General features: G+C 51.9%; 23 protein-coding genes and 1 pseudogene. 15 read left to right on the forward strand and 9 right to left on the reverse strand.

The annotated features are described in order from the left end of the window. Together HFE64_05300 and HFE64_05305 are read left to right on the forward strand one after the other, a co-directional pair. Window positions 1–546 carry a methylated-DNA--[protein]-cysteine S-methyltransferase gene (locus tag HFE64_05300; GenBank protein MCI8632882.1) on the forward strand — a complete coding sequence of 182 codons (546 nt, stop codon included), beginning with the start codon at window positions 1–3 and terminating at the stop codon, window positions 544–546. Next, window positions 546–1,583, forward strand: coding sequence for a phosphotransferase (locus tag HFE64_05305; protein ID MCI8632883.1), 1,038 nt, complete (start codon window positions 546–548; stop codon window positions 1,581–1,583). The genes HFE64_05300 and HFE64_05305 overlap by 1 nt, the downstream gene beginning before the upstream one ends. Here HFE64_05305 and HFE64_05310 read toward each other — a convergent pair. The 4 genes from HFE64_05310 to HFE64_05325 form a co-directional block, all read right to left on the reverse strand. After that, a complete protein-coding gene (locus HFE64_05310; GenBank protein MCI8632884.1) occupies window positions 1,543–2,583 on the reverse strand; it encodes a hypothetical protein in 1,041 nt (346 codons plus the stop codon). The two genes, HFE64_05305 and HFE64_05310, sit on opposite strands and share 41 nt — an antisense overlap. A 164-nt stretch (window positions 2,584–2,747) precedes the next feature. Further along, window positions 2,748–2,894, reverse strand: coding sequence for a hypothetical protein (locus tag HFE64_05315; GenBank protein ID MCI8632885.1), 147 nt, complete (start codon window positions 2,892–2,894; stop codon window positions 2,748–2,750). Between the two features lie 24 nt (window positions 2,895–2,918). Then, entirely contained in the window at window positions 2,919–4,241 is a 1,323-nt protein-coding gene (locus tag HFE64_05320; GenBank protein MCI8632886.1) for a TldD/PmbA family protein, read from the reverse strand. After that, complete coding sequence (locus HFE64_05325) at window positions 4,238–5,632, reverse strand: TldD/PmbA family protein (protein ID MCI8632887.1); 1,395 nt, start codon at window positions 5,630–5,632, stop codon at window positions 4,238–4,240. Before HFE64_05325 ends, HFE64_05320 begins: the two co-directional genes overlap by 4 nt. Before the next feature lie 152 nt (window positions 5,633–5,784). Between HFE64_05325 and HFE64_05330 the strand changes: the two genes are divergently transcribed. From HFE64_05330 to HFE64_05340, 3 genes are all read left to right on the forward strand, one after another. After that, complete coding sequence (locus HFE64_05330; GenBank protein MCI8632888.1) at window positions 5,785–7,119, forward strand: C1 family peptidase; 1,335 nt, start codon at window positions 5,785–5,787, stop codon at window positions 7,117–7,119. A gap of 15 nt (window positions 7,120–7,134) precedes the next feature. Beyond that, the gene (locus HFE64_05335) at window positions 7,135–8,115 is read left to right on the forward strand and encodes a GNAT family N-acetyltransferase (protein ID MCI8632889.1); all 981 of its coding nucleotides are present in this window, start codon (window positions 7,135–7,137) and stop codon (window positions 8,113–8,115) included. A gap of 87 nt (window positions 8,116–8,202) precedes the next feature. Continuing rightward, on the forward strand, window positions 8,203–8,907 hold the full coding sequence (locus HFE64_05340; GenBank protein ID MCI8632890.1) for a PIG-L family deacetylase: 705 nt from the start codon (window positions 8,203–8,205) through the stop codon (window positions 8,905–8,907). Window positions 8,908–8,916: 9 nt separating this feature from the next. Here the strand turns inward: HFE64_05340 and HFE64_05345 are convergent, their stop codons facing one another. Next, entirely contained in the window at window positions 8,917–9,303 is a 387-nt protein-coding gene (locus HFE64_05345; GenBank protein MCI8632891.1) for a cupin domain-containing protein, read from the reverse strand. A 195-nt stretch (window positions 9,304–9,498) separates the two neighbouring features. Between HFE64_05345 and HFE64_05350 the strand changes: the two genes are divergently transcribed. From HFE64_05350 to HFE64_05385, 8 genes are all read left to right on the forward strand, one after another. Next, entirely contained in the window at window positions 9,499–9,660 is a 162-nt protein-coding gene (locus HFE64_05350; protein ID MCI8632892.1) for a hypothetical protein, read from the forward strand. A 303-nt stretch (window positions 9,661–9,963) separates the two neighbouring features. Beyond that, window positions 9,964–11,037, forward strand: a complete 1,074-nt coding sequence (locus HFE64_05355) for a hypothetical protein (GenBank protein ID MCI8632893.1) — start codon at window positions 9,964–9,966, stop codon at window positions 11,035–11,037. Window positions 11,038–11,104: 67 nt separating this feature from the next. Then, a complete protein-coding gene (locus HFE64_05360; GenBank protein MCI8632894.1) occupies window positions 11,105–12,022 on the forward strand; it encodes an ABC transporter permease in 918 nt (305 codons plus the stop codon). Then, window positions 12,006–12,797 carry an ATP-binding cassette domain-containing protein gene (locus HFE64_05365; GenBank protein ID MCI8632895.1) on the forward strand — a complete coding sequence of 264 codons (792 nt, stop codon included), beginning with the start codon at window positions 12,006–12,008 and terminating at the stop codon, window positions 12,795–12,797. The genes HFE64_05360 and HFE64_05365 overlap by 17 nt, the downstream gene beginning before the upstream one ends. 23 nt (window positions 12,798–12,820) lie before the next feature. Continuing rightward, complete coding sequence (locus HFE64_05370; protein MCI8632896.1) at window positions 12,821–13,693, forward strand: DegV family protein; 873 nt, start codon at window positions 12,821–12,823, stop codon at window positions 13,691–13,693. 4 nt (window positions 13,694–13,697) lie between these two features. Next, complete coding sequence (locus HFE64_05375; GenBank protein ID MCI8632897.1) at window positions 13,698–14,834, forward strand: HAD-IA family hydrolase; 1,137 nt, start codon at window positions 13,698–13,700, stop codon at window positions 14,832–14,834. A 19-nt stretch (window positions 14,835–14,853) separates the two neighbouring features. Continuing rightward, window positions 14,854–15,414, forward strand: coding sequence for a DJ-1/PfpI family protein (locus tag HFE64_05380; protein MCI8632898.1), 561 nt, complete (start codon window positions 14,854–14,856; stop codon window positions 15,412–15,414). Window positions 15,415–15,626: 212 nt separating this feature from the next. Beyond that, a complete protein-coding gene (locus tag HFE64_05385) occupies window positions 15,627–16,835 on the forward strand; it encodes an ATP-binding protein (GenBank protein ID MCI8632899.1) in 1,209 nt (402 codons plus the stop codon). Here HFE64_05385 and larE read toward each other — a convergent pair. From larE to HFE64_05405, 4 genes and pseudogenes are all read right to left on the reverse strand, one after another. Then, complete coding sequence (gene larE / locus HFE64_05390) at window positions 16,830–17,639, reverse strand: ATP-dependent sacrificial sulfur transferase LarE (GenBank protein MCI8632900.1); 810 nt, start codon at window positions 17,637–17,639, stop codon at window positions 16,830–16,832. The two genes, HFE64_05385 and larE, sit on opposite strands and share 6 nt — an antisense overlap. A gap of 530 nt (window positions 17,640–18,169) precedes the next feature. Beyond that, window positions 18,170–18,910, reverse strand: a pseudogene (larB, locus tag HFE64_05395) (nickel pincer cofactor biosynthesis protein LarB). Window positions 18,911–18,931: 21 nt separating this feature from the next. Further along, window positions 18,932–19,480 (reverse strand): phosphatase PAP2 family protein, encoded by a 549-nt coding sequence (locus HFE64_05400; GenBank protein ID MCI8632901.1) that lies wholly within the window; start codon window positions 19,478–19,480, stop codon window positions 18,932–18,934. A gap of 162 nt (window positions 19,481–19,642) precedes the next feature. Beyond that, window positions 19,643–20,692, reverse strand: coding sequence for a hypothetical protein (locus tag HFE64_05405; protein ID MCI8632902.1), 1,050 nt, complete (start codon window positions 20,690–20,692; stop codon window positions 19,643–19,645). 203 nt (window positions 20,693–20,895) lie between these two features. On the opposite strand from HFE64_05405, the gene HFE64_05410 reads away from it, so the two are divergent. Both HFE64_05410 and HFE64_05415 read left to right on the forward strand, forming a co-directional pair. Further along, the gene (locus HFE64_05410; GenBank protein ID MCI8632903.1) at window positions 20,896–21,516 is read left to right on the forward strand and encodes a TetR/AcrR family transcriptional regulator; all 621 of its coding nucleotides are present in this window, start codon (window positions 20,896–20,898) and stop codon (window positions 21,514–21,516) included. After that, window positions 21,462–24,791, forward strand: coding sequence for an efflux RND transporter permease subunit (locus HFE64_05415; GenBank protein MCI8632904.1), 3,330 nt, complete (start codon window positions 21,462–21,464; stop codon window positions 24,789–24,791). The genes HFE64_05410 and HFE64_05415 overlap by 55 nt, the downstream gene beginning before the upstream one ends. The last annotated feature ends 5 nt before the right edge of the window (window positions 24,792–24,796 follow it).

Here is a 24,796-nt window from a genome sequence, read left to right on the forward strand (position 1 = left end):
GTGGAATATCTTTGGCAATATGAATCGCCGGTGGGATGGATCCACCTGGCTTCAGATGGCGAGGCGCTGATCGGGCTCTGGATTGAGGGACAGAAATATTTCAGTGAAACGCTGGGCGAAGCGGTGCAGGGCGTATGCCTGCCTGTTTTTGAAAAAACGGCCGCCTGGCTGGACGCTTATTTTGCAGGGAAGCAGCCGGCGATTCTGGGGCCGCAGGCTCCGAAGCTGGCGCCGCACGGCAGCGAGTTCCGGCAGATGGTGTGGCAGATTCTCTGCGAGATTCCGTACGGCGGCCTGACGACGTATGGAGCGATTGCACGCCGGATCGCTGAAAAAACAGGAAAAAGTACGATGTCGGCGCAGGCTGTTGGAGGCGCTGTGGGGCATAATCCCATTTCAATCATCATTCCATGTCACCGAGTGGTAGGCAGCGGCGGCAGCCTGACGGGCTATGCCGGAGGACTGGACAAAAAAATCCAGCTGCTCACGCTGGAGGGCGCCGACATGGCGGGGCTGTACCGCCCGAAGAAAGGAACGGCATTATAATGGCGCTGGAGGCTTCGGTGCTGGATCCGGCAAGGATTAGGGCACTGGTTAATAAGGAATATGGAATCGAGGTGCAGCGGGCAGAGCGTCTGCCGCTGGGGACGGCGAACTGCTACCGGCTCTATACGCTGCACCAGAGCTATTTTTTAAAAGAATTTCAAAGCAGCATGCAGGAGGCGGCGCTGCTGCGCGAAGCCGACCTCACGCGCAGGCTGGCTGAGAGAGGCATCCGCACAGCGCAGTTTATCAGAACGAAAAGCGGCGGGCCCTTTATTGTAGAACAGGGGCATCTGATCTGCCTGCAGGAATACATCGAAGGCACGGCCTATGGCTATGATGACTTTCCCAAGGAGCTGCTGATGGAGATGGGCGCTCTGCTGGGCAGGCTCCATACCGCGATGGCAGGCTGCGCGCTGCCAAGCGGCAAAATCGAGTTTACAGAAGCATCCTTGGCGCAGACAGAGGCAAAGCTTACCCGGCTGCTTTCGGTGCTCGAGGCGCACCGCACAGACAAAAACTACCAAAAAATAAAGCAGGATCTGCATGAGAAAAGCAGAATCCTGCAGCAAAACCGCCAGTGGATGGAAATATGCCGCCGCGCCGCCTGCGCTCCGTCACACGGCGACTTTCAGGGCTGTCAGTTGATCTGCGGCGACGGGCACATCCGCGTGGTGATCGACTTCTCTGCGGCCTGCACGCTCCCCCTCGTGTGGGAGGTGATGCGCTCCTATGTACAGACGTCGTCATTTTGCCGCCGTGCGGCGAAAATTGACGCAGATGAGCTGCTTCAGTATGTGGCTGCGTATTTGCAGCAGGCGCCGCTCAGCCAGGCAGATCTGGCGGCGATGCCGTATGTGTATCTGTGGCAGCTGAGTAAAAGCGCCTATGGCTATGAGGAATATTTGTTGTCAGAATCGGAGGATCGGGACGGACTTCTGGCGTTTGCGTTTTGGAGAACGCGGATCTGTCAGGAGCTCGTGCGGCAGGCGCCGGTGCTTAGTCGGAAGCTAAGCGCTCTCGCAGCTGCGAGAGACTGATATTGTAAAATGGATGATCCTCGGTGTTAAACCGCGGAAACAGCGTATCCTGATCGAGGACGGCGGTGCTGTATTGACCAAAATACACATCGCCGTCTTCTGTTTGCTTGACGCAGATCAGGTAGGTGAGTTCCGGCTTAAAATCAGGCGCGTAGGCGCGGGGATAGGCCACCAGAAGCTGATCGTTCAGCATACAGAATTTGCCAAAGGAAGAGGAGAGCAATTTGTACCAGGGCGAATTGGCCTCGCCCTTTAGCACCTCCTGAATATGAAAGTGGTCCCAGTTATAGCGGATGGGATTCTGCGAGGCGGGGAATCTGTCGATGCAAATTCCTTCGTGCGTAGCTAAAAAGATCAGATCGCTTTCGGAGAGGATTTCTTCTAATGAATAGGGGTGCGCGCTCAGCAGACCGCCGGGAGAATAGGAGCCGGCAGCGCCGTCGAGCTTGGCCATGGACAGAAGCCGCTGCTCTGATGAGCGGTTATAGACCGAAACAGCGTTGTTGTAGGCGGCGCGCATATCCTCTTCCGTCCACATAGTGCTGCCGGTGAAGCGGTAGTGGTATTTTTGGCCGTCGATGATCACATCAAAGCGGTTCCCGATGCGCTCAAACAGAGGCGGCTGATAGGAATCAGCATAATCGAAGAGTGCGCCGGGCGTTTCTCCGGGCATGGTATCGTAGGGAAACCAGTAAAAAGTCAGCAGATATTCGGCCTCGCCGCAGAGAAAGGTGACCGTGATGTCACAAGGAGTAAATTCATGCGCTTCCGATATGACGGCCGGCTCTGACGCGCTGATGGCGTCTAAGAAGCGAGTCGTATCCCGGCGATCTAAGGAAACGCTTTGGCCGTGGTAGGTAAAGCGAACCGCATCGACCTGTTCGCGCTGCGCGCCAAGCTGCTGCCAGAAGGGCTTGGGGGAAGAGCCTGAAAAAGCATATATACCTATGCATAGCAGGATAGCGCAGAAAAGGCTGAAAATGAGTGGTTTGTGTTTCATGAGCAGCTCCTTAATAGTTGGTGAGGTCCGTCCCGCATGCTGGCGGTGCACGCAGATTGGTTCGGATCGACATGCAAATGGGCAAAATGCATGCTGATGGCATCCATAGATTGCCTCAGGCCGACATGCAAACGAGCAAAATGCATGTCGATGGCGTACGTAGATTAATTCAGGCCGACATGCAAACAAGCAAAATGCATGCCGGTGGTGTCCATAGATTGACCTCGGTCGACATGCAAACAAGCAAAATGCATGTCGGTGGCGTCCATAGATTGTCTCAGGCCGACATGCAAAATAGAAAGGGGCTGCATTTGAGCAGCCCTCTTTTTCACGCTTTATTTGCCGGCTACGCGCACATCCGTCACATAGACACTGGGCGAGCCGATGCCGCCATGGCCGAATTTCAGATCACTGCCCACAGCGGCAATGCCGCCAAACAGGGACTCGAACGACCCGGCGATGGTGATCTGATTCACGCTCTGCACGACCTTGCCGTCCTTCACGAGCAGGCCGCCGGCCAGCAGGGAGAAGGAACCGGAGATGGGATTCAGCCCGGCATGGAGGCCGCCCACGCTGGTGATCACAAGGCCGTCGCCCATCTGCGCCAGCAGCTCGTCATAGCTGGCCTCGCCCGGCTCGATGTACATCGTCGAGGGAGCGATGGTAATGGGAGCCGCGGCCGAGGCACGTCCGGCATTGGAGGTGGGCGCTACGCCAGCCGCGGCAGCCGTTTTCAGGTTGTGCAGCAGGCTTTTGAGTATGCCTTTTTCAATCATCACGGTTTTGACAGAAGGAGTACCCTCTGCGTCAAAGGCGCGCGGAGACTTGGGATATAAGGGATCATCTACCAGCGTCACGGCGGGAGAGGCGATGGGATCGCCCTCGCGGCCGGCCAGCAGCGACATATCCTTTTGTGCGTTTTCTGCATTGAACATGGGGAAGAAGGCGCTCAGCAGGCTGGCAAAGGCATCATGCCGGAAAACAGCGTTATAAACGCCGCTCTCTACCGGCGCAGCGCCCAGCTTGGCTAGCGCTTCCGAAACAGCCTTTTCGCCGCAGGGGAGCAGCTGATCGGCTTCTTCTCCGCCCTTAAAAGCAAAGCTGTTTTGCAGCTCGTCGTTTTCGCTGACTACGCAGGAGGCGATGCAGGCAGAGGAATGCTGCGTATCCTCAGCAGCAAGACCTAATGTATTATAAATTTTAGTCACGGTGGTATCGGTCGAGATAGCGCCGTTTGGCATTTTAACTACGCGCGGATCCTGGGCCAGAATATGGCGCTCCATTTCCTTTAAGCGCTCGATGCGTTCTGCCTCAGACACATTCTGCAGGGGATCAGTCGGAGCGGTGAACTGAGGATAGGCACAGGCCTTCTGCATGGGCTGCACCTCAGAAGAGGTGATTACGCGGGCATTGTCAATAGCAGCCTCCACAAGCGGCTCCGGATCCTCTAAAATCTCGGTATAGGCAGAGCCGCTTTTGCCACCCACGCTCACGCGCAGATTGACGCCTGCGCTCTGGCTCATCACATAGGAGTCTACAGCCTGCTGATATACGCCGATCTGAGAGCTTTCCGAGCCCTGATAGTAGATCTCAGCTGCATCAGCGCCCATTTCCAGAGCCAAGCGCAGCACTGCATCCTTAAATGCTTCAAATGTCATGCTAATGCACCTCCTTTACCGCCAACGGTAATCTGTTTTACACGAATCTGGGGCTGGCCGACGTTGGTCGGAATGCTGCCTGAGGAGGCGCCGCACATGCCCTGTGCCATGCTCATGGAGCGGCCTATGCGGTCGATCTGCATCAGGATTTCCGAGCCCTTTCCGATCAGCGTAGCGCCGCGCACCGGCGAAACGATCTTGCCATCGCGCACCAGATAGCCTTCCATAACATTAAAGTTAAACTCTCCGGTGATCGGATTCACAGAGCCGCCGCCCATGGCTGCGGCATAGAGGCCGGTGCCCATCGTGCGGATCATCTCTTCATCATCATCGGTTCCGGGAGCAATGAAGGTGTTCGTCATGCGGGAGGTCGGAATAAAGGTATAATTCTGGCGGCGGCAGCTTCCGGTCATGGGCAGTCCCATGCGGCGGCTGCCGATCCGGTCTACCATATAGCTTTTTAATACGCCGTTTTCAATCAGCACGTTGCGCTGAGTAGGCGTGCCCTCGTCATCCACATGCAAGGAGCCCCACTCGCCGGGCATGGTGCCGTCGTCAATCGCGGTCACAATGGGCGTGGCCACAACCTGACCCAGCTTGCCGCAGAACTCGGAATTGCCGCGGGAGACGGAGGAGGATTCGAGAGAATGGCCGCACGCCTCATGGAAGATAACGCCTCCGAACCCTCCGGCCATCACGACGGGCATAACACCCGACGGACATTCGGGAGCGTGCAGCATGGTCACGGCCTGTTTTGCCGCTGCGCGGGCCTCGGCCTCGATGTCAAAAAGCTCGCTGTATACTTCAAAGCCCATGGTGCGCCCGGGACGGACACGACCGGTCTGCGCTTCGTTTCCATTGGAGGCGATGGCCTGGATGACCATCTGCGTGCGCGGGCGGCTGTCCTGCACCCAGAGCCCTTCGCTGTTGCAGATGAGCACTTCTTTTTGGGTATCCATGAAGGAGGTGCTGACCTGGGTAATTTCGGGGGAATAGGCGGCTGCGGCGCGCGCGCCGAGGGTGAGCATGTTGATGCGTTTTTGGTTGTCGATGGCGGAAAAAGGAATTTTCACGCCATTTTCAAAGCGGCTGGGAGTAAAGGCGGCAGGCCGCAAAGAGGCGCTGCCCTTCAACCCGGCGGCAGCCTGCGCGGCGGCCTTGAGTAGGCCTTCCTCGCTGGTGTCTGCCGTATAGGCATAGGCGTACTGGTCGCCGGAGAGTACGCGGATGCCGGCGCCGTGGAAGCGGCTGTAGGAAGCATCCTCAACCTCCTGACCCAGCATGCGCACGTCATGGGTGATTTCGTCTTCCAGATAGATCTCAGCAAAATCACCGCCGCTTGACAGGGCTTTTTCCATAACAAGCTGCGCTGTTTTTTCGTTAAGAGTCATACGAGTTCTCCATTCTGTTAGATTTTTAAAAGTTTTACTTATCATACCAAAAAATGGAGAGAGTGTCAAAAATTTTGAACTTTTATTTGAAATTGATAGTGCATTGTGCTAAGATGAAACCAATTTTAGGAAGAAAAGAATGGAGGGTCATTATGAACGGATTAGTCACGAAGGAAGAGCTCAGCGAACTGGAAAAAAGCTTTCTGCAGGACCGCGCCAACCGCATTGCCATGGACAGCGTGGTCAATAACGGACTGCTGGCGAGCGCGAAAAATGCGGAGGCATTTCGCAGCACCACGCATCATTTTTCAGTCAGCCTGAAACAGGGAGAGATCACCAATCAGAAGCAGAGCGGCCGCTGCTGGATGTTCGCCGCGCTCAACTGCCTGCGGTTTCAGGTGATGAAAAACCTGAATCTGGAGACCTTTGAGCTGTCGCAGAACTATACGCTGTTTTATGATAAGCTGGAGAAGGCGAATTACTTTTTGGAAAGCATTTTGGAGACGCTGGAGGAGCCCAGCGGCAGCCGGCTGATTGCGCATCTTTTGATGGCGCCGCTCAACGACGGCGGGCAGTGGGATATGCTGACCAATCTGGTTGAAAAGTACGGCGTAGTGCCCAAGAGCGCGATGCCGGAGACCATTTCCTCCTCTAAAACCAACGAAATGAACGCGACCCTCACCGAAAAGCTGCGCGAGGACGCCTGCATTTTGCGCCGCATGCATGCGCAGGGCGCTGCCGAGGCTGAGCTGCGTACAGCAAAGACTGATATGATGAAGGTTATCTACAATGCGCTGTGCATCTGTCTGGGTGTGCCGCCCAAGACCTTTGATCTGGAGGTGCGCGATAAGGATGATGCGTTCATCCGCGATACGAACCTCACGCCGCAGGCCTTCTATGAAAAATATGTGCAGATTAAACTCAGCGACTATGTGAGCTGCATCAATGCGCCCACGGCCGACAAGCCCTATTATCACAGCTACAGCGTGAAGTTCCTAGGCAATGTAAAAGAAGGAGCAATTGTGCGCTATGTCAACCTGCCGATTGAGGAGCTGAAAAAGGCCGCCATCGCGCAGATGCAGGACGACGAGCCCGTATGGTTCGGCTGCGATGTGGGCAAAAGCTCAGAGAGAAATGAAGGCGTGATGGATCTCAATCTGTATCACACCGCAGAGCTTCTGGGCACGACATTCAGCATGAACAAGGCAGAGCGGCTCGAATACGGCCAGAGCCTGATGACGCACGCCATGGTATTTCAGGGCGTCAATCTCGATGAGGCCGGAAAGCCAAACCGCTGGCGCGTGGAAAACAGCTGGGGCAAGGAGCCCGGCAAGGACGGCTACTATGTGATGACCGACGACTGGTTTGACGAATACACCTATCAGATCGTCGTCCACAAAAAATACTTATCCGAAGAGGCGCTGCAGGCCTATCAGAGCGAGCCTATCATGCTGGAGCCCTGGGATCCGATGGGCTCCCTGGCCTAAGAAAAGGAGCAGACTATGCAGATTCAAATCATGCAGCCGGCGGACGCCGCACAGGCGGCAAAGCTTTATAACGCGTCTGCCGAGGGGGAGCTGGTTTATAAAAAGCTCTCCGAGGAAGCGTTTGTCGATACATTTATGACGAGCGGCGATGGCATCACGAAGCTGCTTCTCGCCGCCAAGGCGGAAACGGGAGCCATTTCCGGCTTTGCCGGCGGCTGTCTGGTACGCGGCAAAGCTATCGCCTATATCACGTTTGTGCTGGTGGACGAAGCGTATCGCCGGCAGGGGATTGGCAGTGCGCTTCTGGCGGCGCTGGAGCAGGCGCTTCTGGAGGCGGCGGAGATGCCGCTGGAGAAGTATCAGATGATTTTCTTTAATCCGGCGGCGCTTACGTGGATTGTGCCGGGCACGGCGGGGCATGATCATCCGAATGCGCCGGGCGTGGATGTGGCGAGCGATGCCTATATTTTCTTTAAGAATCAGGGCTACATGGACAGGGTGTTTCAGAATTCGTTTTATCTGCCGCTTGCGCATTTTGCGGTGAAGCCGGAGGTGCAGGCGAAGATGGATGCGCTGCCGGAGCATGATCTTTCGATTTGCTTTTATGATGCGAAGAAGCACTATGGCATGGAGGAGCTGTTTGATAATCTAGGTAGCGAGGCCTGGAAGGAAGAGATTCTGGGCAATATCAGCCGGCCGGATGGCGGTGATCCGGTGATCATTGCGGAGCACAAGGGAAAGGCAGTGGGCTTTACGGGGCCGATCCGCGTGCAGGAGAGCGGCCGCGGCTATTTTGCGGGTATCGGCGTGCATTCGGACTATCGTCAGTATGGGCTGGGTAAATCGCTGTTTTCGACGCTTTGTCTGGAGCTTAAGAAGATTGGCGCCGGCTATATGACGCTGTTTACCGGCGAGACCAATCCGGCGCGCCGGATTTACAGCTCGGCGGGCTTTAAGATTGTGAAAACATGGTCGGATATGGAGAAAAGTTTATAAGCCGGAGCGGCTTATAAGCCTTAGAGGTTCCTGCTCTTTGGGCGGGAACTTCTTCCTTATAAATACAAATATAAAAGGAGAAATGAAATGGCAGATCAAAAGGTGATTTTGGCGGTTGGCGGCCATATCGGCGATATGGAGCTGACGGCCGGCGGCGTGCTGGCGACAATGGCGCTTAAGGGGCATAAGATTGTGACGGTGGCGCTGACGGGCGGAGAGCGGGGCTGTCCGCCGCATTTAACGGTGCCGGACTATTTGAAGCAGAAAAAGGAGGAAGCGCGCATCTTTGCGGAGATGCTGGGCGGCGAGAGCGTGGTCTTTGATTATCCGGACTGTGAGCTGCCGGTGAATATGGAGGTAGGCCTTCAGCTTTGTGATGTGATCCGAAAGTACCGGGCGGATGTGATGCTGACGCATTGGAAGGGTTCGATTCATAAGGATCATATTGCTACGCATCAGATTGCAAAGGATGCGCAGCAGTATGCAGGGCTTTCCAGCATTGAGCGCGAATATCCGGCGAAGTTTGCGGCGCTCTATTACTGTGAAAACTGGGAGGATCCCTATGATTATATTCCGCATACCTATATGGAGGTTTCAGATGAGGGCTTTGAGCTTTGGGAAAAGGCAATTTCGCACCACTGGTTTGCGGTGAATTCTAAGGATTTTAAATATAAGGAGTATTATACGCATCTGATGCGTGTGCGCGGCATTGAAATGCGCAAAAAAAGAGCGCAGACCTTCATGATCAATCCCATGGGTATGCGCGTCTTTAAATCGGACTTTTGGTCATAAATTAGGCTGTTAGGCTTCGGGGCGGTAATCCTCCCGCTGCGGCGTGAAAAATTCGAGCCAGGCCGCGTCCTCGGTGATGGAGTCAAAGGTGTGCAAAATGTCTGGATCGATCTGGATCACGTCGCCGGGGACAAGCGCCTGCAGCTCTTCGCCGCAGCGGAAAACGCCCTTGCCGCTTAGCATGTAAACAACCTGGCGGTGGGGATGGTTGTGAAGCGGCGCCTGTGTGCCGGCCTTGGCCTGCATGTAGTTGATCGTGTAGCCGCCCTCGCTGTCTTCGTAAGCCAGGAGCTTACGGGTAACAGTGGGCGTCATATGGACCTCGGGCAGATGCTGAAATGGATTGTATTTCATAATGTAAAACCTCCTAGTGTTATATGTAGATTGGGGTATCATAAGTTCAGCGAAGAATGCGCTGAACACTCGTTTGACCTGTGTCAAACGAAGCAAGGAATCCCTGTGGGATTCTTGCATGACATCGGAGTTTGGCGTAAAACGCCAAACTCATAGCGCAGCACAATTGCTTGATTAGCCTAAATATATCTGACTGCGCTTATTGTATCATAAGTTTAGCCGTGTGTGGCGGAAAATTTGAAATTAGCTGAAAAATTTCAGCTGCGCATGGCGCAGAAAAAAGCAATGGCGGAAACGCTACGTCACAGGTGGTTTCCGAGGAGGCGACTGGCTGGTAAAATTTCGCCAGGCGCGGCGGAAGAAACCAGAATAGCTGAAAAAGTTCAGCTATATTTTTAATTTCAGCCATGCCCGGCGCACTCGGCGGCTTTGTATGCACCGTATCCAGCGGTCTCCATGCCCGGCGCACTCGGCGGCTTTGTATGCACCGTATCCAGCGGTCTTCATGCCTGACGCACTCAGTGGCTTTTGCATGCACCGCATCCAGTGGTCTCCATACCCAGCCCTATCAACCACCTCCCCCACCCATCGCAGACCGCGAAAAAGCGAACAAGCTATTGACAGACACGGAAAACATGGTAAAATTAAAATACTATACGCCTAAATCAAATAGACGGCGTAGGAATAAATGGAGGAAAGAACATGAAAAAACTGCTTGCGGCTGTTTTGGCTGCAATGATGGTCTTCTGTATGGTTGGCTGCGGTAATGAGGCAGACAACTCAGAAGCAGGGAACACTTCCGGGTCTAACGAGCAGAGCTCCGATACGAGCAGTGCCGAAAAGGAAGGAACCGTAAACACAAAGGATGTTATTAATGTAGGATTTGTACAGCTGGTGGATATGGCTGACGCACAGGAAATGCATGACAGCTTCATCAAAACCATTAAGGACGCAGGCCTTGAAGACAAGATTGTGATCGATTTCAAGAGTGCATCAGGCGATGCCGGCACGATGTCAACGATCATTCAGGGATTTGTCGATCAGGATTACGATCTGATCGTACCGATGCTTACCCCGCCTGTACAGGCAGCAGTAGGAATCTGCGGCGGCGAGATCCCGATTATCTTCATGTCCGTGGTAGATCCCGTATATTCCAAGATTATGCCGGATCTGAATACGATCGATCCTAAAAATCTGGCAACTGGTACATCCAATACGATCCCGGCAGATCTTATTATCGAAACGGCAAATGGAATCACTCCTTTAGAAGACGGAAAGAAGATCTGCATTATGTACAATACTTCTCAGAACAATGCAGAATGCACGATGAATGCAGCTAAGGCATATTGTGAAGAGAAGAAATACCCCTACGAAGTAGTTGGATATGCAGATGTAACAGAAGCGGTTACACAGGCACAGGCACTCAGTGAAGCAGAGTATGGCTATGTGTATGTGGCGCTGGATTCTGTGATTGCGGCTAATTTCAATCAGCTGGGTCAGGCACTGGCTGAGAAAGGAATTCCGGCTTATGGCGCAGCGGATTCTATGACCGGCGGCGGTGCGTTCTGCTCTTATGGAGTGGATTATGCGACAGTCGGCAAGATGACGGCTGATATGGTTATTGACTGGTATAACGGTAAGCCTCTGGAAGAGATGCCCTGCCAGCAGTACAGCGAATTTACGCTGGTCATCAACAGCGATGTGCAGGAGCAGCTGAAGATTGAGCTGCCGGAGGAATATGCTTCCAAAGCTACTTATGTAACGACAAAGAAATAACACACGCGTAACAGCGGGGAGCCTCGCTCCTCGCTGTTTTATTCATTTTGGAGGTGACTAGCCAATGATCAATCAGATTTTAGGCGCAGTCGAACTGGGACTGGTATATGGCCTGATGGTGCTGGGCGTATATATCACATTTCGAATTTTAAAAATTCCGGATCTGACAGTAGACGGAAGCATTACGCTCGGAATGGCAGTCAGCGCAATGCTAACCAATGCAGGGCATCCTTATATGGCGCTTGTCATTGCGCTGATTGCAGGAGCACTAGCAGGATGCATCACTGCTTTTTTTCAGACAAAAGTCAAAATTCCAGCCATTTTGGCCGGCATATTAACCATGTCAGGGTTATATTCTATTAATTTGCTGATTATGAATAATGGAACACCTAATATTTCTATTTTAGGTTCTGATACAGTTTTCTCTTTATTCAGAGATTTGACCGGGTTATCTAAGCATACAGCTATGATTTTAGTTGGACTGATCATTTGTACGGTGATTGTGCTGCTGGTTGAATTTTTCTTTACAACGCATACAGGTCTCTGTATTTGCGCCACTGGCGACAATGAGGATATGGTGCGCGCTAGTTCAATTTCCCCTGTTAAGATGAAATGGATCGCCCTGGCTATGGCCAATGCATGCGTGGCCTTATCGGGCGCAATATATACACAGTACATGGGCTATGCCGATGTAACGGCTGGCAGCGGAACGATCGTTGTTGGCTTTGCTTCCGTGATTATTGGCGAGACCCTGTGCATCAAAAAGAGCCTGAAGGTTGGTTTTATTTCCGCTATCGTCGGTAGCGTGGCCTATCGGATTGTGATTGCCATTGCCATCAAAACCAATCTATTCCCCACATATTTCTTAAAATTTGTTTCGGTGCTGATTATTGCTGTTGCACTTTCCGTTAAGCCGGTGAAGACGGCCATTGCGGAGTACCGCAACCGGAAGAGAAGGAGAAAAGAAAATGCTGCAAATTCATAATCTTTATAAAACCTTCGAACCCGGCACCGTGAATGAAAAAAAGGTATTAAAGGGGCTCTCGCTGCATTTAAAGGCAGGAGATTTTGCCAGCATTATCGGGTCCAACGGTGCAGGAAAATCAACCCTGTTTAATGCCATCGCCGGTGTTTTTTTATCGGATGAAGGAAGGATTTTAATCGACGGCGAGGATATGACCTTCCGTCCGGAGCCGTATCGCGCCAAGGTGATCGGCCGCATTTTTCAGGATCCGATGAAGGGAACCGCGGCCAATCTGACGATTGAGCAGAATCTGGCCATTGCCTATGCGTCTGTTAAAAAAGGACTCAGACCAGCAATCAGCCGGAAGGACCGCGAGGTTTTTCGCGAGGTTTTATCACGGCTGGATATGGGTCTGGAGGACAGAATGAAGACCAAAATGGGGCTTCTTTCCGGCGGACAGCGGCAGGCCGTGACACTGCTCATGGCCGTGATCGTAACGCCAAAGATTCTGCTGCTGGATGAGCATACAGCGGCCCTCGATCCGCTCACAGCGGAAAAGGTGCTGCAGATCACGCAGGAGGTAGTAGCGGAAAAGAAAATTACCACGCTGATGATCACGCATAATATTGCTTCATCCTTAGAGCTCGGCAACCGTACGATCATGATGGACGACGGCGCAGTCGTGCTGGATATAGAAGGTGAGCAGCGGAGCCAAATGACGGTAGAAAGCCTGCTGCAGAAATACCGGGAGGTCAAGGGCCAGATTTTAGATAACGATCGTATTTTATTATCATAAATCAATGAATGGAGGATGATCCCATGAGAGATTACCAAATTGTAACGGATACCAATTCCGATTTGCCGCAGAGCTATGTAGAGGAGCATCAGCTGCTGCGCATTTCGCAGTACTATTCCATTGGTACAACCATTTATGAAGGAGCCGGTGGGATTGAACCTTCTGAATTTTACAAGATGATGCGCGAGGGCACCATGCCGCAGAGCCAGGCCGTGAATCCGGCTGTGGCAGAGGAAAAGCTGCGCAGCGTATTGGATGCTGGAAAGGATGTTTTGTATATCAGCTTTTCCTCCAATCTGAGCGGCAGCTGTGATATTGTGCGTATGGTAGCCAAACAGCTGATCGAGGAAGAATATCCGGATGCCCGGATTGAGGTGGTGGATTCTCTGTGCGTGTCGCTGGGAGAAGGTCTTTTAGTCAACAAGGCGCTCCAGATGCAGGCCGAGGGCAAGACGATGGAGGAAGTGCAGGGATGGCTCGAGGAGAACAAGCAGCACCTGTGCGTAAAATTCACAGTGGATGATTTGTTCCATCTGCAGCGCGGCGGCCGTGTATCCAAAACAACAGCAGTCGTAGGCAGCGTATTAAATCTGAAGCCGCTGCTGCAGCTGACGCCGGAGGGCAAGCTGGAGGCTGCCGGCACTGTGCGCGGCCGCAAAAAATCCATGCTGGCATTGGTGGATTATATGGCAGAGAAAATGCCCGGCTATGAAGCGCTTAACGACATGGTAGCCATTGTGCACGGAGACTGCATGGCTGACGCGCAGTTTGTCGCCGAGCAGGTTAAGCAGCGCTTCGGCATTCAAAACATCATGATCGGAGATGTAAATCCCAGTATTGGCGTGCATTCCGGCCCCGGCGCACTGGGCCTGCTGTTCTTTGGCAGCGGACGATAAAGCTATGATAAAAAATATTGTTTTTGATATGGGCAATGTGCTCATGAACTGGAGTCCGGAGCGGATGCTGGCGGCTCTCCCTGTGCAGGAGGAGCACCGGCGATTGCTTAGAGATCAGCTTTTCGGCGCGCCCGAATGGCTGCGGCTCGACGAAGGCACAATAAGCGAGCAGGAGTTTATGCAGATTATCTGCGCGCGCCTGCCTGAGGACGCCATTGCCGATGCACAGCATGTGATGGCGCACTGGCATGAGCAGATGAAGCCGCTGGACGGCCCTTACCAGCTGGCCAAGGAATTAAAAGCCGCCGGCTACCATCTGTATCTGCTTTCCAATGCAGCAAAGCGTTTCCATGTATATGAAAACGACGTTCCGGCCTTTCACCTGCTGGACGGACGATTTGTCTCCGCGGATTTCAAATGCATCAAGCCGGGGCCCGTCATCTATGAGAAGTTCTTAAGTCATTTCGGCCTGCAGCCGGAGGAATGCCTTTTTATTGATGATGTGCCTGCCAATATAGAGGGCGGCAAGGCCGCCAAAATGGACGGCATCGTCTATATCGGCGATGTGAATCAGCTGCGGCAGGAGCTGGCAGCGCACGGCGTGGCGGTGCGGACGCAGCCGCAGTTTGTGAAGGTGAGCTCGGACGCGCAGCTAACGCTGCTGAGCCAGATGGCAAACGAGGTGTGGCATCAGCATTTTGCATCGATTTTGGCGCCGGAGCAGATTGACTATATGGTGGAGAAGTTTCAGTCCTATCCGGCCATGAAGCATCAGATCGAGGAAGAGGGATATGAATATTATCTTTTCCGCGAGGAGGATGACGGCGTATACGAGGGGCATCATGGCTATATGGGCTTTCGGGTGCAGGATGACGCGCTGTTTTTGAGCAAGCTTTATTTGCTGCAGGCCTACCGCGGGCGGGGCATATCCAGCCGGGCACTGGAGCTTTTGATTTCGACCGCGCAAAACCGCGGCTGCCGCAAGATCTGGCTGACGGTAAACCGCTTTAATGCGCACACGATTGAGGTGTATCGTCACTGGGGCTTTCAGACGGTGCGCGAGCAATGCGCGGACATTGGGCAGGGTTTTGTGATGGATGATTATATCATGGAACTGCCGGTTCCGGATTGGAGAATATGATCTGACAGGGAGGATACGCGTGAAAAAGGTTTGTGTATTTTTGGCAAATGGCCTTGAGGAGTGCGAAGGTCTGATTACGATTGATATTCTGCGCAGAGCGGGCATCGAGGTTACGACGGCTTCGATCCATGATGAGCGTATGATCGAGTCCTCGCACAAAATTCGGTTTGAAGCGGATGCGCTGGCGAAAGAGCTGAGCTATGAAGGCTTTGATATGGTGATCCTGCCGGGCGGCCTGGGAGGCACGCAGAATCTGGCGGCCAGCCCGCTGGTAGCGCAGGTGGTTCGGGAATTTGTGCAGCGGCCCGACAAGCAGGCAGCGGCCATCTGCGCGGCGCCGAGCGTGCTGGGAGAGCTAGGTCTGTTAAAGGGACGCAGGGCGACCTGCTACCCCGGCTTTGAGGCAAAGCTTCTGGGAGCCGAGGCTACAGGCGAGGCAGTCACCGAGGACGGCAATATCATCACGGGACGCGGCCTTGGCGCGGCCATCCCTTTTGCGTTGCATCTGGTGAGCAGGCTGGAAGGCGCAGAGAAGGCCGAGGAGATACGTCAGCAGATTGAATATCCCTTTGGGATTTGATAACAGAAAGAGAGGACAAGGAACTACGGTGGTATGTTCCTTGTCCTCTCTTTCTGTTATCAAAATAGTTTACGGTGGTATGGTTCCTTATTGGTACTTTTTTTCATTAAAAATAGTTTTTTCGGAATTTCGGTAAAAACTATTGATTATTGAGAAGTTTTTAGGCATAATAATAAAAAACAGGTTTATGTATCGGGGAAGGAGGATCCAGTATGATTGTTAGACCTTATTATTTGGAGTTATTAAAAACGTACCGTGATGTTCCGCTGGTGAAGATCCTTGCAGGAATTCGCCGCTGCGGAAAGTCCACGATTTTAGAAATGCTGCAGGATGATCTGATAAAAAACGGCGTTTCTGCGGATCACATTATCAGCATGCGTTATACCTCGGAAGATTTTGATGCCGGTATGACCGATAAGGATATGTATAGCAGCATTAAGGAGCAAATAATCGACAGTCAGCGGTATTATCTTTTGCTTGACGAGGTACAGGAAGTGAATGGCTGGGAAAAAGCGGTCAACAGTCTTTTAGAAAATGCCAATACCGATATTTATATAACGGGTTCCAATTCCAAGCTGATGTCAAGTGAAATATCCACCTATTTAACCGGGCGATATATTTCCATTCCTGTGTTTACGCTCTCTTTTTCTGAATATATGGACTTTAAAAAATCAAGCGGCCGTACAGCCACAGCCAAGGAGCTGCTTGCCGAATATATCCGTATGGGCGGCTTTCCGATTGTTGCGCTGGGCAATTTTGAGGAAGGCGCAGCCTATCAGATCGTCGAAGGCATCTATCATTCTGTGGTCACAAGCGATATCACGAAACGGCATAATATCACGAATTTTGATTTATTTGGACGCATAGTAAAATATGTGATTGAAAATGTGGGCAAGACCTTTTCTGCCAATGCCATCGTAAAGTTTTTAAAAAGCGAGGGACGGTCTCTTTCTATTGAATCCGTCTATAATTATCTGCTGTGGCTGGAAAAAGCCTTTGTCATCTATCGCTGTCAAAGGTATGATCTGCAGGGAAAAGCAGTGCTGAAAACGCAGGAGAAATTCTATCTTGCAGATACTTCTCTCAAATACTGTATAATGGGCTTTAATCCAAAATCGATTGCTGCCATGCTCGAAAATATCGTATACTTTGAGCTTCGCAGAAAAGGCTATGAGGTCTATATCGGCAAGAATGAAACGAAAGAAATCGACTTTGTAGCGATGCGGCGGGACGAGCGTATTTATGTGCAGGTATGCCGGAGCCTTCCGGAAGAATCTGACCGCGAAATTGCCAATCTGCTTGCCATCAAAGACCATTACCCCAAATATGTCGTAACGCTTGACGAGCTTGCTGCAGGCAACATCGACGGCGTGAAAATCATGCATTTATCCGATTTTCTGCTGCGCAAAGAGTATTCATGACAAATACACATCCATGCTGCCGGAGCGCAGCCCCTCCAAGTCCAGCGTCAGATACACAAATCCAAGATCATGCAACTGCTGTACGATCTGCTCGCGCTGCTCTAAAAAGCGGGGAAAGTCAGCAAGTGGCAGCTCCAGGCGCACCACATCCCCGTGCAGGCGCAGCCGCATAGCGGCAAAACCCTGACGGTGCAGATAGGACTCTCCGGCCTCAATCCTTTGCAGTACCTCCGGCCTAAGCTGTGTTCCATAAGGAAGCCGCGTCGCCATGCAGGGGGAGGAGGGGCGCTCGGCAACAGAGATTCCCAGCTCACGCGCCATGGCGCGGATCTCGGCCTTGGTGATGCCAAGCTCGGCAAGGGGGCTCAGAATCCCCAGCTCGCGCACAGCGCGGATGCCGGGGCGGTATACGTGAAGGTCGTCCTCATTCGTGCCCTCGATCACGGCCCGAATACCGCGCGCCTGCGCCCAGTCCTTTAAAGTCTGAAACAGATAGCGTTTGCAGATGTAGCAGCGGTCCGTGGGGTTATTTTGCAGCAGCGGATTGGAGAGCTCATCCATGGTAAGCTGCACTAAAGGCGCACCGCATTCTTCTGCGACCTGCTTGGCAATTGCTAGATCGGCCTTTGGATGCAGGCTTCCCAAAAAAGTAACGGCATAGACGGTAGTGCCGTTTTTTTGTGCGCTCTGGCACAAAAGCTTAAGCAGCAGGCTGCTGTCGATACCGCCGGAAAAGGCAAGAGCGCAGTCAGCCTGTGTGTACTCATCTAACCGTGCGGTCAGCGCTTTTAATTTTGCTTCCATGCCTGCGCAACCTCCTGATAAATCGTTTGATAAGAAAGGTCGGTAGCCTCGCAAATGCGGCGTACGCTTTCGTATTCGGGATAGGCGTATTCGGTTTCGCCGTGCAGGCAGATTTTGACCTGTGCCGGGCCGTAAGGTGTTTCAATCTCTTCAATGCGGCGCGGCAGAGCCGTACGCTCAGCGGGAAAGCGCCGCACGCCGATGGTGGTCGTGTGGGTAAAGATCAGAGCCTCCATTTCAGCGATTTGATTCTCCATACACATCACGCGCAGCAGATAGGCGGGCCGGTTCTTTTTCATGAAAATAGGAGAATAGAACACATCGCGCGCGCCGGCTGCGAATAATTTCTCCATCACATAGCCCATGGCCTCGCCCGAGCAGTCATCGATATTCGTTTCCAGCATCCACAGCTGCGAGTCTGACGAAGAGGTAACAGAGGAGCCCACTGGTGTCTCGACCAGAGCGGATACGGGAGCTTTTGCCGGCTCTGCCGGTGCCGGGGCCGGGGCAGACACAGCGCTTGGCGAAGGCTGATTGACTAAGCGATTGATCTGCGTGGCTGTATAGGCGGCGCCGTAGCCGTTGTCGATGTTGACGACGCAGATGCCGTTGGCGCAGGAGTTGATCATGGTCAGCAGGGCGGAGATGCCGCCGAGGTTGGCGCCGTAGCCGACGGAGGTGGGCACGGCGATCACGGGCTTGTCGGCGAGTCCGGCGATCACACTGGCGAGCGCGCCTTCCATGCCGGCGATGGCGATGATGCAGCTGGCCTGATTGATGGCGTCGATTTTGGAGAGCAGGCGGTGAATGCCGGCAACGCCTACATCGTAGTAACGCTCGACATGGGAGCCGAAGAATTCGGCGGTCTGCGCGGCCTCTTCAGCCACGGGGATGTCGGCTGTGCCGGCGGTGCATACGGCGATGCAGCCGGTCTGGGGCTCGGGATGCAGCTCGTATTTGAGCAGCCGGGATACGGGATCATACTGAACGCCCGGTACAGCTTGGCGCACCAGCTCATACTGATGGCGGCTGGCACGTGTGCCCAGCACATTGACGCCGCGGCTGCAGAGCGTCTGATAGATGCTGACAAGGTGTGCATCGGTTTTTCCGCTGCAGAAGATGACCTCGCCGAAGCCCTGCCGCAGCTTTCTGTGATGGTCGAGCTTGGCAAAACCCAGATCCTCATAGGGCAGCTTTTTGAGTTCATTTTCGGCGGCCTCAAGGGAGAGCGTGCCGTTTTTTACATTTTCAAGTAGAGTTTGGATGTCCATAGTTGAATGCTCCTGAAAGGGTTAAGATGACGCCGAGCGGCGGCGCAGGATGGTTTGAATGACCTTATGAGATAGCCAGCCGATCAGAAGGCCAAGCGCTATGCCGGCCAGCACATCGGTGGGATAGTGAACATAGAGATAAAGACGGGAAAAGGCGATGAGCGCTGCCAGCAAAAAGGCGGCGACGCCCCAGCTTTTTTTATGAAAGTATAAAATGAGGGCAGCAGCAAAGGAGGCGTAGGTATGGCCCGAGGGAAAAGAAAAGTCAATGGGGGGATTTTTGAGCAGCAGGATCATGGATGGATTTAGATCATAGGGACGGATGCGGGCCACCCATGGCTTGAGCAAAAGATTGCCAAGGAGAAAACAGACAAGAAGCGCGGATGCCATTTCGGCCCCCATTGTGCGATAACGGCGGATCCATAAAAAGATGATGCTCATTAAAATCCAGAAAATGCCGGAGTTGCCCAGCACAGTAATTTTAGGCAGCAGCCAATCTAAAAAATCACAGCGAAGATAGTGCTGAATGAAATCTAATATAGCCAGCTCACCGGCAGATAATAGGTTCATGAGACCTCCATTGGAAATATAATCAATTCAAGGCAAGAGCCGCGCAGAGAGTGCGGCATGCAGTATTATTTTATTATAGCGGAATTTGTAAAACGATGCAAGCAAAACTAAAAGCGTGCACCGCATCGGCAGTACACGCTTGGGGATTTATAGGAAAGAGATTTATTGAGGCAGGTTTTGAGAATCCTCCTCCTGATTGACAGGCGGAGTCTGCTCTGGTTGGGGAGCTGAAACCGGCTGATAGAAAGGTTGCTCCGGCTGAGGAGCCGAAACCGGTTGGTAGGAGGGCTGCTCAGGCTGATAGGAGGGAAACGGAGTCTGCTGCGAATAGGGAGGAACCTGCGGGCCGGGTGTGATAGGCGGCATTGGCATGGAATATGCCTGATTTTGCATTTCTCTTCTGAATTGCAGCAGCGCGAGAGAAAGGAGAACTAAAAACGCAATATTAAACAGAGAAGAAGCAAGGCTCATAAGGCTAAAATCCGTAAACAGACTGGAAATAAGGCTTATCATACTGAAGCCGGCGATGATGAAGTTCATCACAATGACAAACATAGAAACCGGCTTTGCTGGATAGCTTCCATTAGAAGCTGCCTTTACGCTTGCGATCGTGCCCAGCGCCTTTGCGTAATAAATAATATAGAAAATAAGGAAAACAAGCAGGAGAACCAGCACACCGATGATAATGGCGGCTGACATGTCATAGGGCGTGTAATAAGAAGAGCTGTAGTAAAATTCGGAGCTGTATTCACTGATTGCAAAGCTCAGGGGCAGCAGCAGGACGCCAAGCAGGAGCACCAAAAGGCTGACGCCCACCAGACGGATGATGATAACAGCCTGCACTAAGGACAGACCGCCGGTCGAAACCACAGGGCGCATGCGGTTTTTAGCAGAAGCATAGAAGCTCCAAAAGCCTATGCTGGCTAAAAGCGTGGGTACCAAAAAGGCAATCGCAAAAATCATGACCATGCTTTGAATCGCCGGAATCATAGGAGCAATATCAGGCTCCAGCATGGCGGCATTACGCATGGCGCTGTAAAAAACGGAGCCCGGTACAAACTGGGTCAGTAAATTGACAAGAGAAAGAATTAAATTTGCGGTATATGTAACGGTCGCCAGTAAAAATAAAACAGAGCCGGCAGACCGTTTCACAGCCTGCACATTCGGATTTTGAGCAGGGATCTGCGGATAAATGGTATTAAAATCATTCATAGGAATTCCTCCAGATTATATATAAGTGATATAACCCTTATGTTACCATGCAAAGAGTCTACTTGCAAGAGCTGAAGATCGATTTTTATAAACTTGACAGGGGGCGCAATGTTACATATAATAGGTGACAGGGTGTCATTTTAGGGATCGATTCTGCTCTTGGATGCCACTATATATAATCGTTTGAGAATGCGAGGGATAGCATGCCAAAAGAACGGTTTTTAAACCTGCCTGATGAAAAGCGAAGGCGCATCTGCCAGGCGGCATATGAGGAGCTGCTTCGGGTCAGTTATGATCAGCTTTCCATCAATCAAATTATTCGCAGGGCTGATATTTCCAGAGGAAGCTTTTATCAATACTTTCAGGATAAGGATGATCTGCTTGCCTATATGATGAAGGATTTTCAGGAAAGCTGTATGAAAGAGGTAAGAAGCAGCATAGAAAATCAAGAAGGCGATATCTTTGATATTTGCCTTGAAGTAGTAAAGAAAATCATTGCATTTGGAGAAGAAAAGGAGCATCATCAGCTTCTGAAAAATATTTTTTCAGATTTAAAGCTTGGCAAGGTGCAGTCCTTTGAAGTCGTCTGCAGATTGGATGAAGCCTTTGTTAAAGAAATGTATCCGCTCATTCATAAAGAGGACTGGAGGATCAGCAGCCTTGATCAATTTATGGAACTAGCAGAATTTTTAGGCGCATTGATCCGCAGCGCCTGTGCTGAAATTTTCATGGACATTGCCCGAGAGGAGGAAGCCCTGCGCAAGTTTTCATGGCGGCTGAGGCTCATCCAACAAGGGGTGATGAAAAGAAAGGAGTTCATGTAATGCCAAAATTTAGTGTTCGGAAACCGCTTACCGTATTCATGGCAGCCATTATTGTCATCATCTTGGGCGTCGTTGCTTACACCCGTATGACGCCGGATTTGCTGCCCAATATCGATATGCCCTATGTGGTGATTATGACTACATATCCAGGGGCAACGCCGGAAAAGGTAGAGACCGTCATCAGCAAACCCATGGAGCAGTCGATGGCCACGCTGGAAAACATTGAAAATATTCAGTCCGTTTCCAGTGCCAGTGCCTCTACGCTCATATTAGAGTTTAATGAGGACGTCAATATGGATACGGTCAGCGTCGATATTCTCCAGAAAATCAATCTCATCCAGGGCTATTGGGATGATACCGTAGGCACCCCCGTCATTTTAAAAATGAATCCATCAATGCTGCCGGTAGCCGTGGCCGCCGTCAGTATGGAGGGGATGGATCAAACCGAGCTATCAGACTTTGTCAGCGATACGCTGATGAACCAGCTTGAAGGGACGGGCGGCGTCGCCAGCATCAGCACCACGGGTATCCTAGAGGAGCAGATGAATGTGGTCATTCGCCAGGATAAAATCGATGCCGTCAACCAGCGTATCCGCGATGCCATCGACCGTCAGATCGAGCAGCAGATGCAGGACGCGCAGAGCGCGCAAATGGACGGCATGCAAAGCCTTCCTCCGCAAGCCCTGCAGCAGATGCAGCAGCAGGCGCAGGCGCAGATGGAGCAGGCCAAGGCAGAAGCTTATGCAGCTGCTGATATCAGCGGTCTGATTACGATGGATATGATTTCCGGCATTTTAACAGCGCAGAATTTCGCTATGCCAGCCGGGTATGTAGAGCAGGAAGGCGTATCCTATCTGGTGAGTGTGGGAGATGAGATCGTTTCTTTGGAAGAGCTTCAGGGCATGTTTTTGATGGATCTGGGCATAGAGGGCGCAGAGCCTGTGTATTTGGAAGATGTCGCCGACGTATTTATCTCCGATAATGCCGGAGAGAGCTATGCAAAAATTAACGGTAAAGACGGCGTACTCTTGTCATTCTCTAAGCAGTCAAATTATGCGACGGCCAAGGTGTCCGATCAGATTGCAGCAAAATTTGAGGAGCTGGAGCAAAAATACGAGGGGCTTCGATTTGTTACGCTGATGGACCAGGGCGACTACATTTATATGATCATTGAGTCTATTTTGCAGAATCTGGTGCTGGGCGCTGTATTTGCGGTGCTGATTCTGTTCCTATTCTTGAAGGATTTGCGTCCTACTTTTATCACGCTTTGCAGCATTCCGATCAGCGTTATTTTTGCTATTGTACTCATGTATTTTTCAGGGATCACGCTGAATGTGATTTCCATGTCGGGATTAGCGATCTCAGTGGGTATGTTAGTCGACAACGCGGTCGTTGTCATTGAAAATATTTATCGTTTGAAAAATAAGGGCTTTTCCACGACGAAGGCGGCTGTTTCGGGAGCAACACAGGTGGCAGGCGCTATTACGGCCTCTACGCTGACAACCGTGTGTGTATTTCTGCCGATTGTATTCGTAGAGGGCATCACCAAACAGCTTTTCGTGGATCTGGCGCTGACGCTGGGCTATAGCCTGCTGGCCAGCCTAATCATCGCGCTGACCTTGGTGCCGGCAATGGCCCGCGGTATGCTGCAAAATGTAAAGCAGAAGCCGCATAAATGGTTTGACCGTTTTTTGGCGGGTTACCAGAAACTGCTTGGTGCAGCACTGCGGCGAAAAGTAGTGGTGCTGGGCTTAGCATTGGTGTTACTGATAGTGAGCGTGGTAGCGACGGTACAAAGAGGATTTTCCTTTATGCCGGAAACTAACATGCCGCAGCTTAGCCTGAGCATTGAAATGCCGGAAGAGGCTGATTTAGAAGAAAAGGCAGAGATGACAGATGCTGTGATGGAAAGAGTGCAGTCAGTTCCGGAGGTGCAGGACGTGGGCGCTATGATCGGCGGCTCTGGTGCGATGGGCATGCTGGGCGGTTCAGGCAGCTCTGCGGTGACGATGTATGCCATTTTGGATGAAAAGGCTGAACGCTCCAATCAGGAAATCGAAGCGGAAATCCTGTCACTATGCGCCGATCTGGACTGTGAGCTTGTGATCGACAGCTCAGGGATGTCTGCAGCTTCCAGCATGCTGGGAGGCTCCGGCATATCCATTGAGGTGTACGGCGATAATCTGCAGGATTTGCAGCAGGCTGCTCAAGAGATTGCAGCTGAGCTGCAGACGCTAGAAGGGGTGGCGGAGGTCTCGGATGGTATCGATGAGACCGAGCCGGAGATTCATTTCATCGTTAATAAAGAGGAAGCCATGAAAAATGGGCTTACCGTGGCACAGATCTATAGTGAGATCAATAAGGCAATGACTAAAGAAAAGAGTGCCTCCTCCGTAACCTTCGATGGCCGGGAATATGAGATTACTATATATGCAGACGGAGCACAAACCCTGACGCCTTCAGAGATCAAAGAGCTTATGATCACGGTAACTGATAGGCAGGGCAATGAAAAGCAGCTTGCAATCGGCGATGTGGCGCAGATCGAAGATCAGGAAACACTGGCTTCGATTCAGCGTAAAAATCAGATGCGGTATTTAACAGTGACAGCAGAGCTTAAGGAAGGCTATAATATAACGCTGGTTACCGATGCCGCAAAGGAAGCATTAAAGGATTTTGAGAAAACGGGCATTACCATCGAGTTTTCCGGAGAAAATGAAACGATCATGGAATCCATGACGCAGCTCATGCAGATGCTGCTGCTAGGCATTGTACTGGTGTATATGATCATGGTAGCGCAGTTCCAGTCCTTGAAATCTCCGTTTATTATTATGTTCACCATTCCGCTTGCCTTTACCGGCGGATTGCTTGCCCTGCTGTTTACAGGTATGGAGATCAGTATTATTGCCATGCTTGGCTTTGTGATGCTCAGCGGAATCATTGTCAACAACGGCATTGTCCTAGTCGATTATATCAATCAGCTGCGGCTGGAAGGAAAAGAGAAAAAAGAAGCCATTTTGGAGGCAGGGGCCACGCGTATGCGGCCGATTCTGATGACCTCGCTCACGACGATTTTAGGCTTGTCCGTCATGGTTTTAGGCATTGGACAGACCAGCAGCGGAGCCGAGATGATGCGCCCGCTGGCTATGGTGTGTATCGGCGGTCTCGTTTATGCTACGATCCTGACGCTGTTTGTAGTGCCGGCGCTGTATGATATCATGAACCGAAAGCCGATGAAAACGGTAGCCAAAGAGGATCTTGAAATAACAAACGAATAAACAGA

Source organism: Lachnospiraceae bacterium (assembly GCA_022794035.1).
Taxonomy (GTDB): Bacteria; Bacillota; Clostridia; order Lachnospirales; family Bianqueaceae; genus CALWPV01.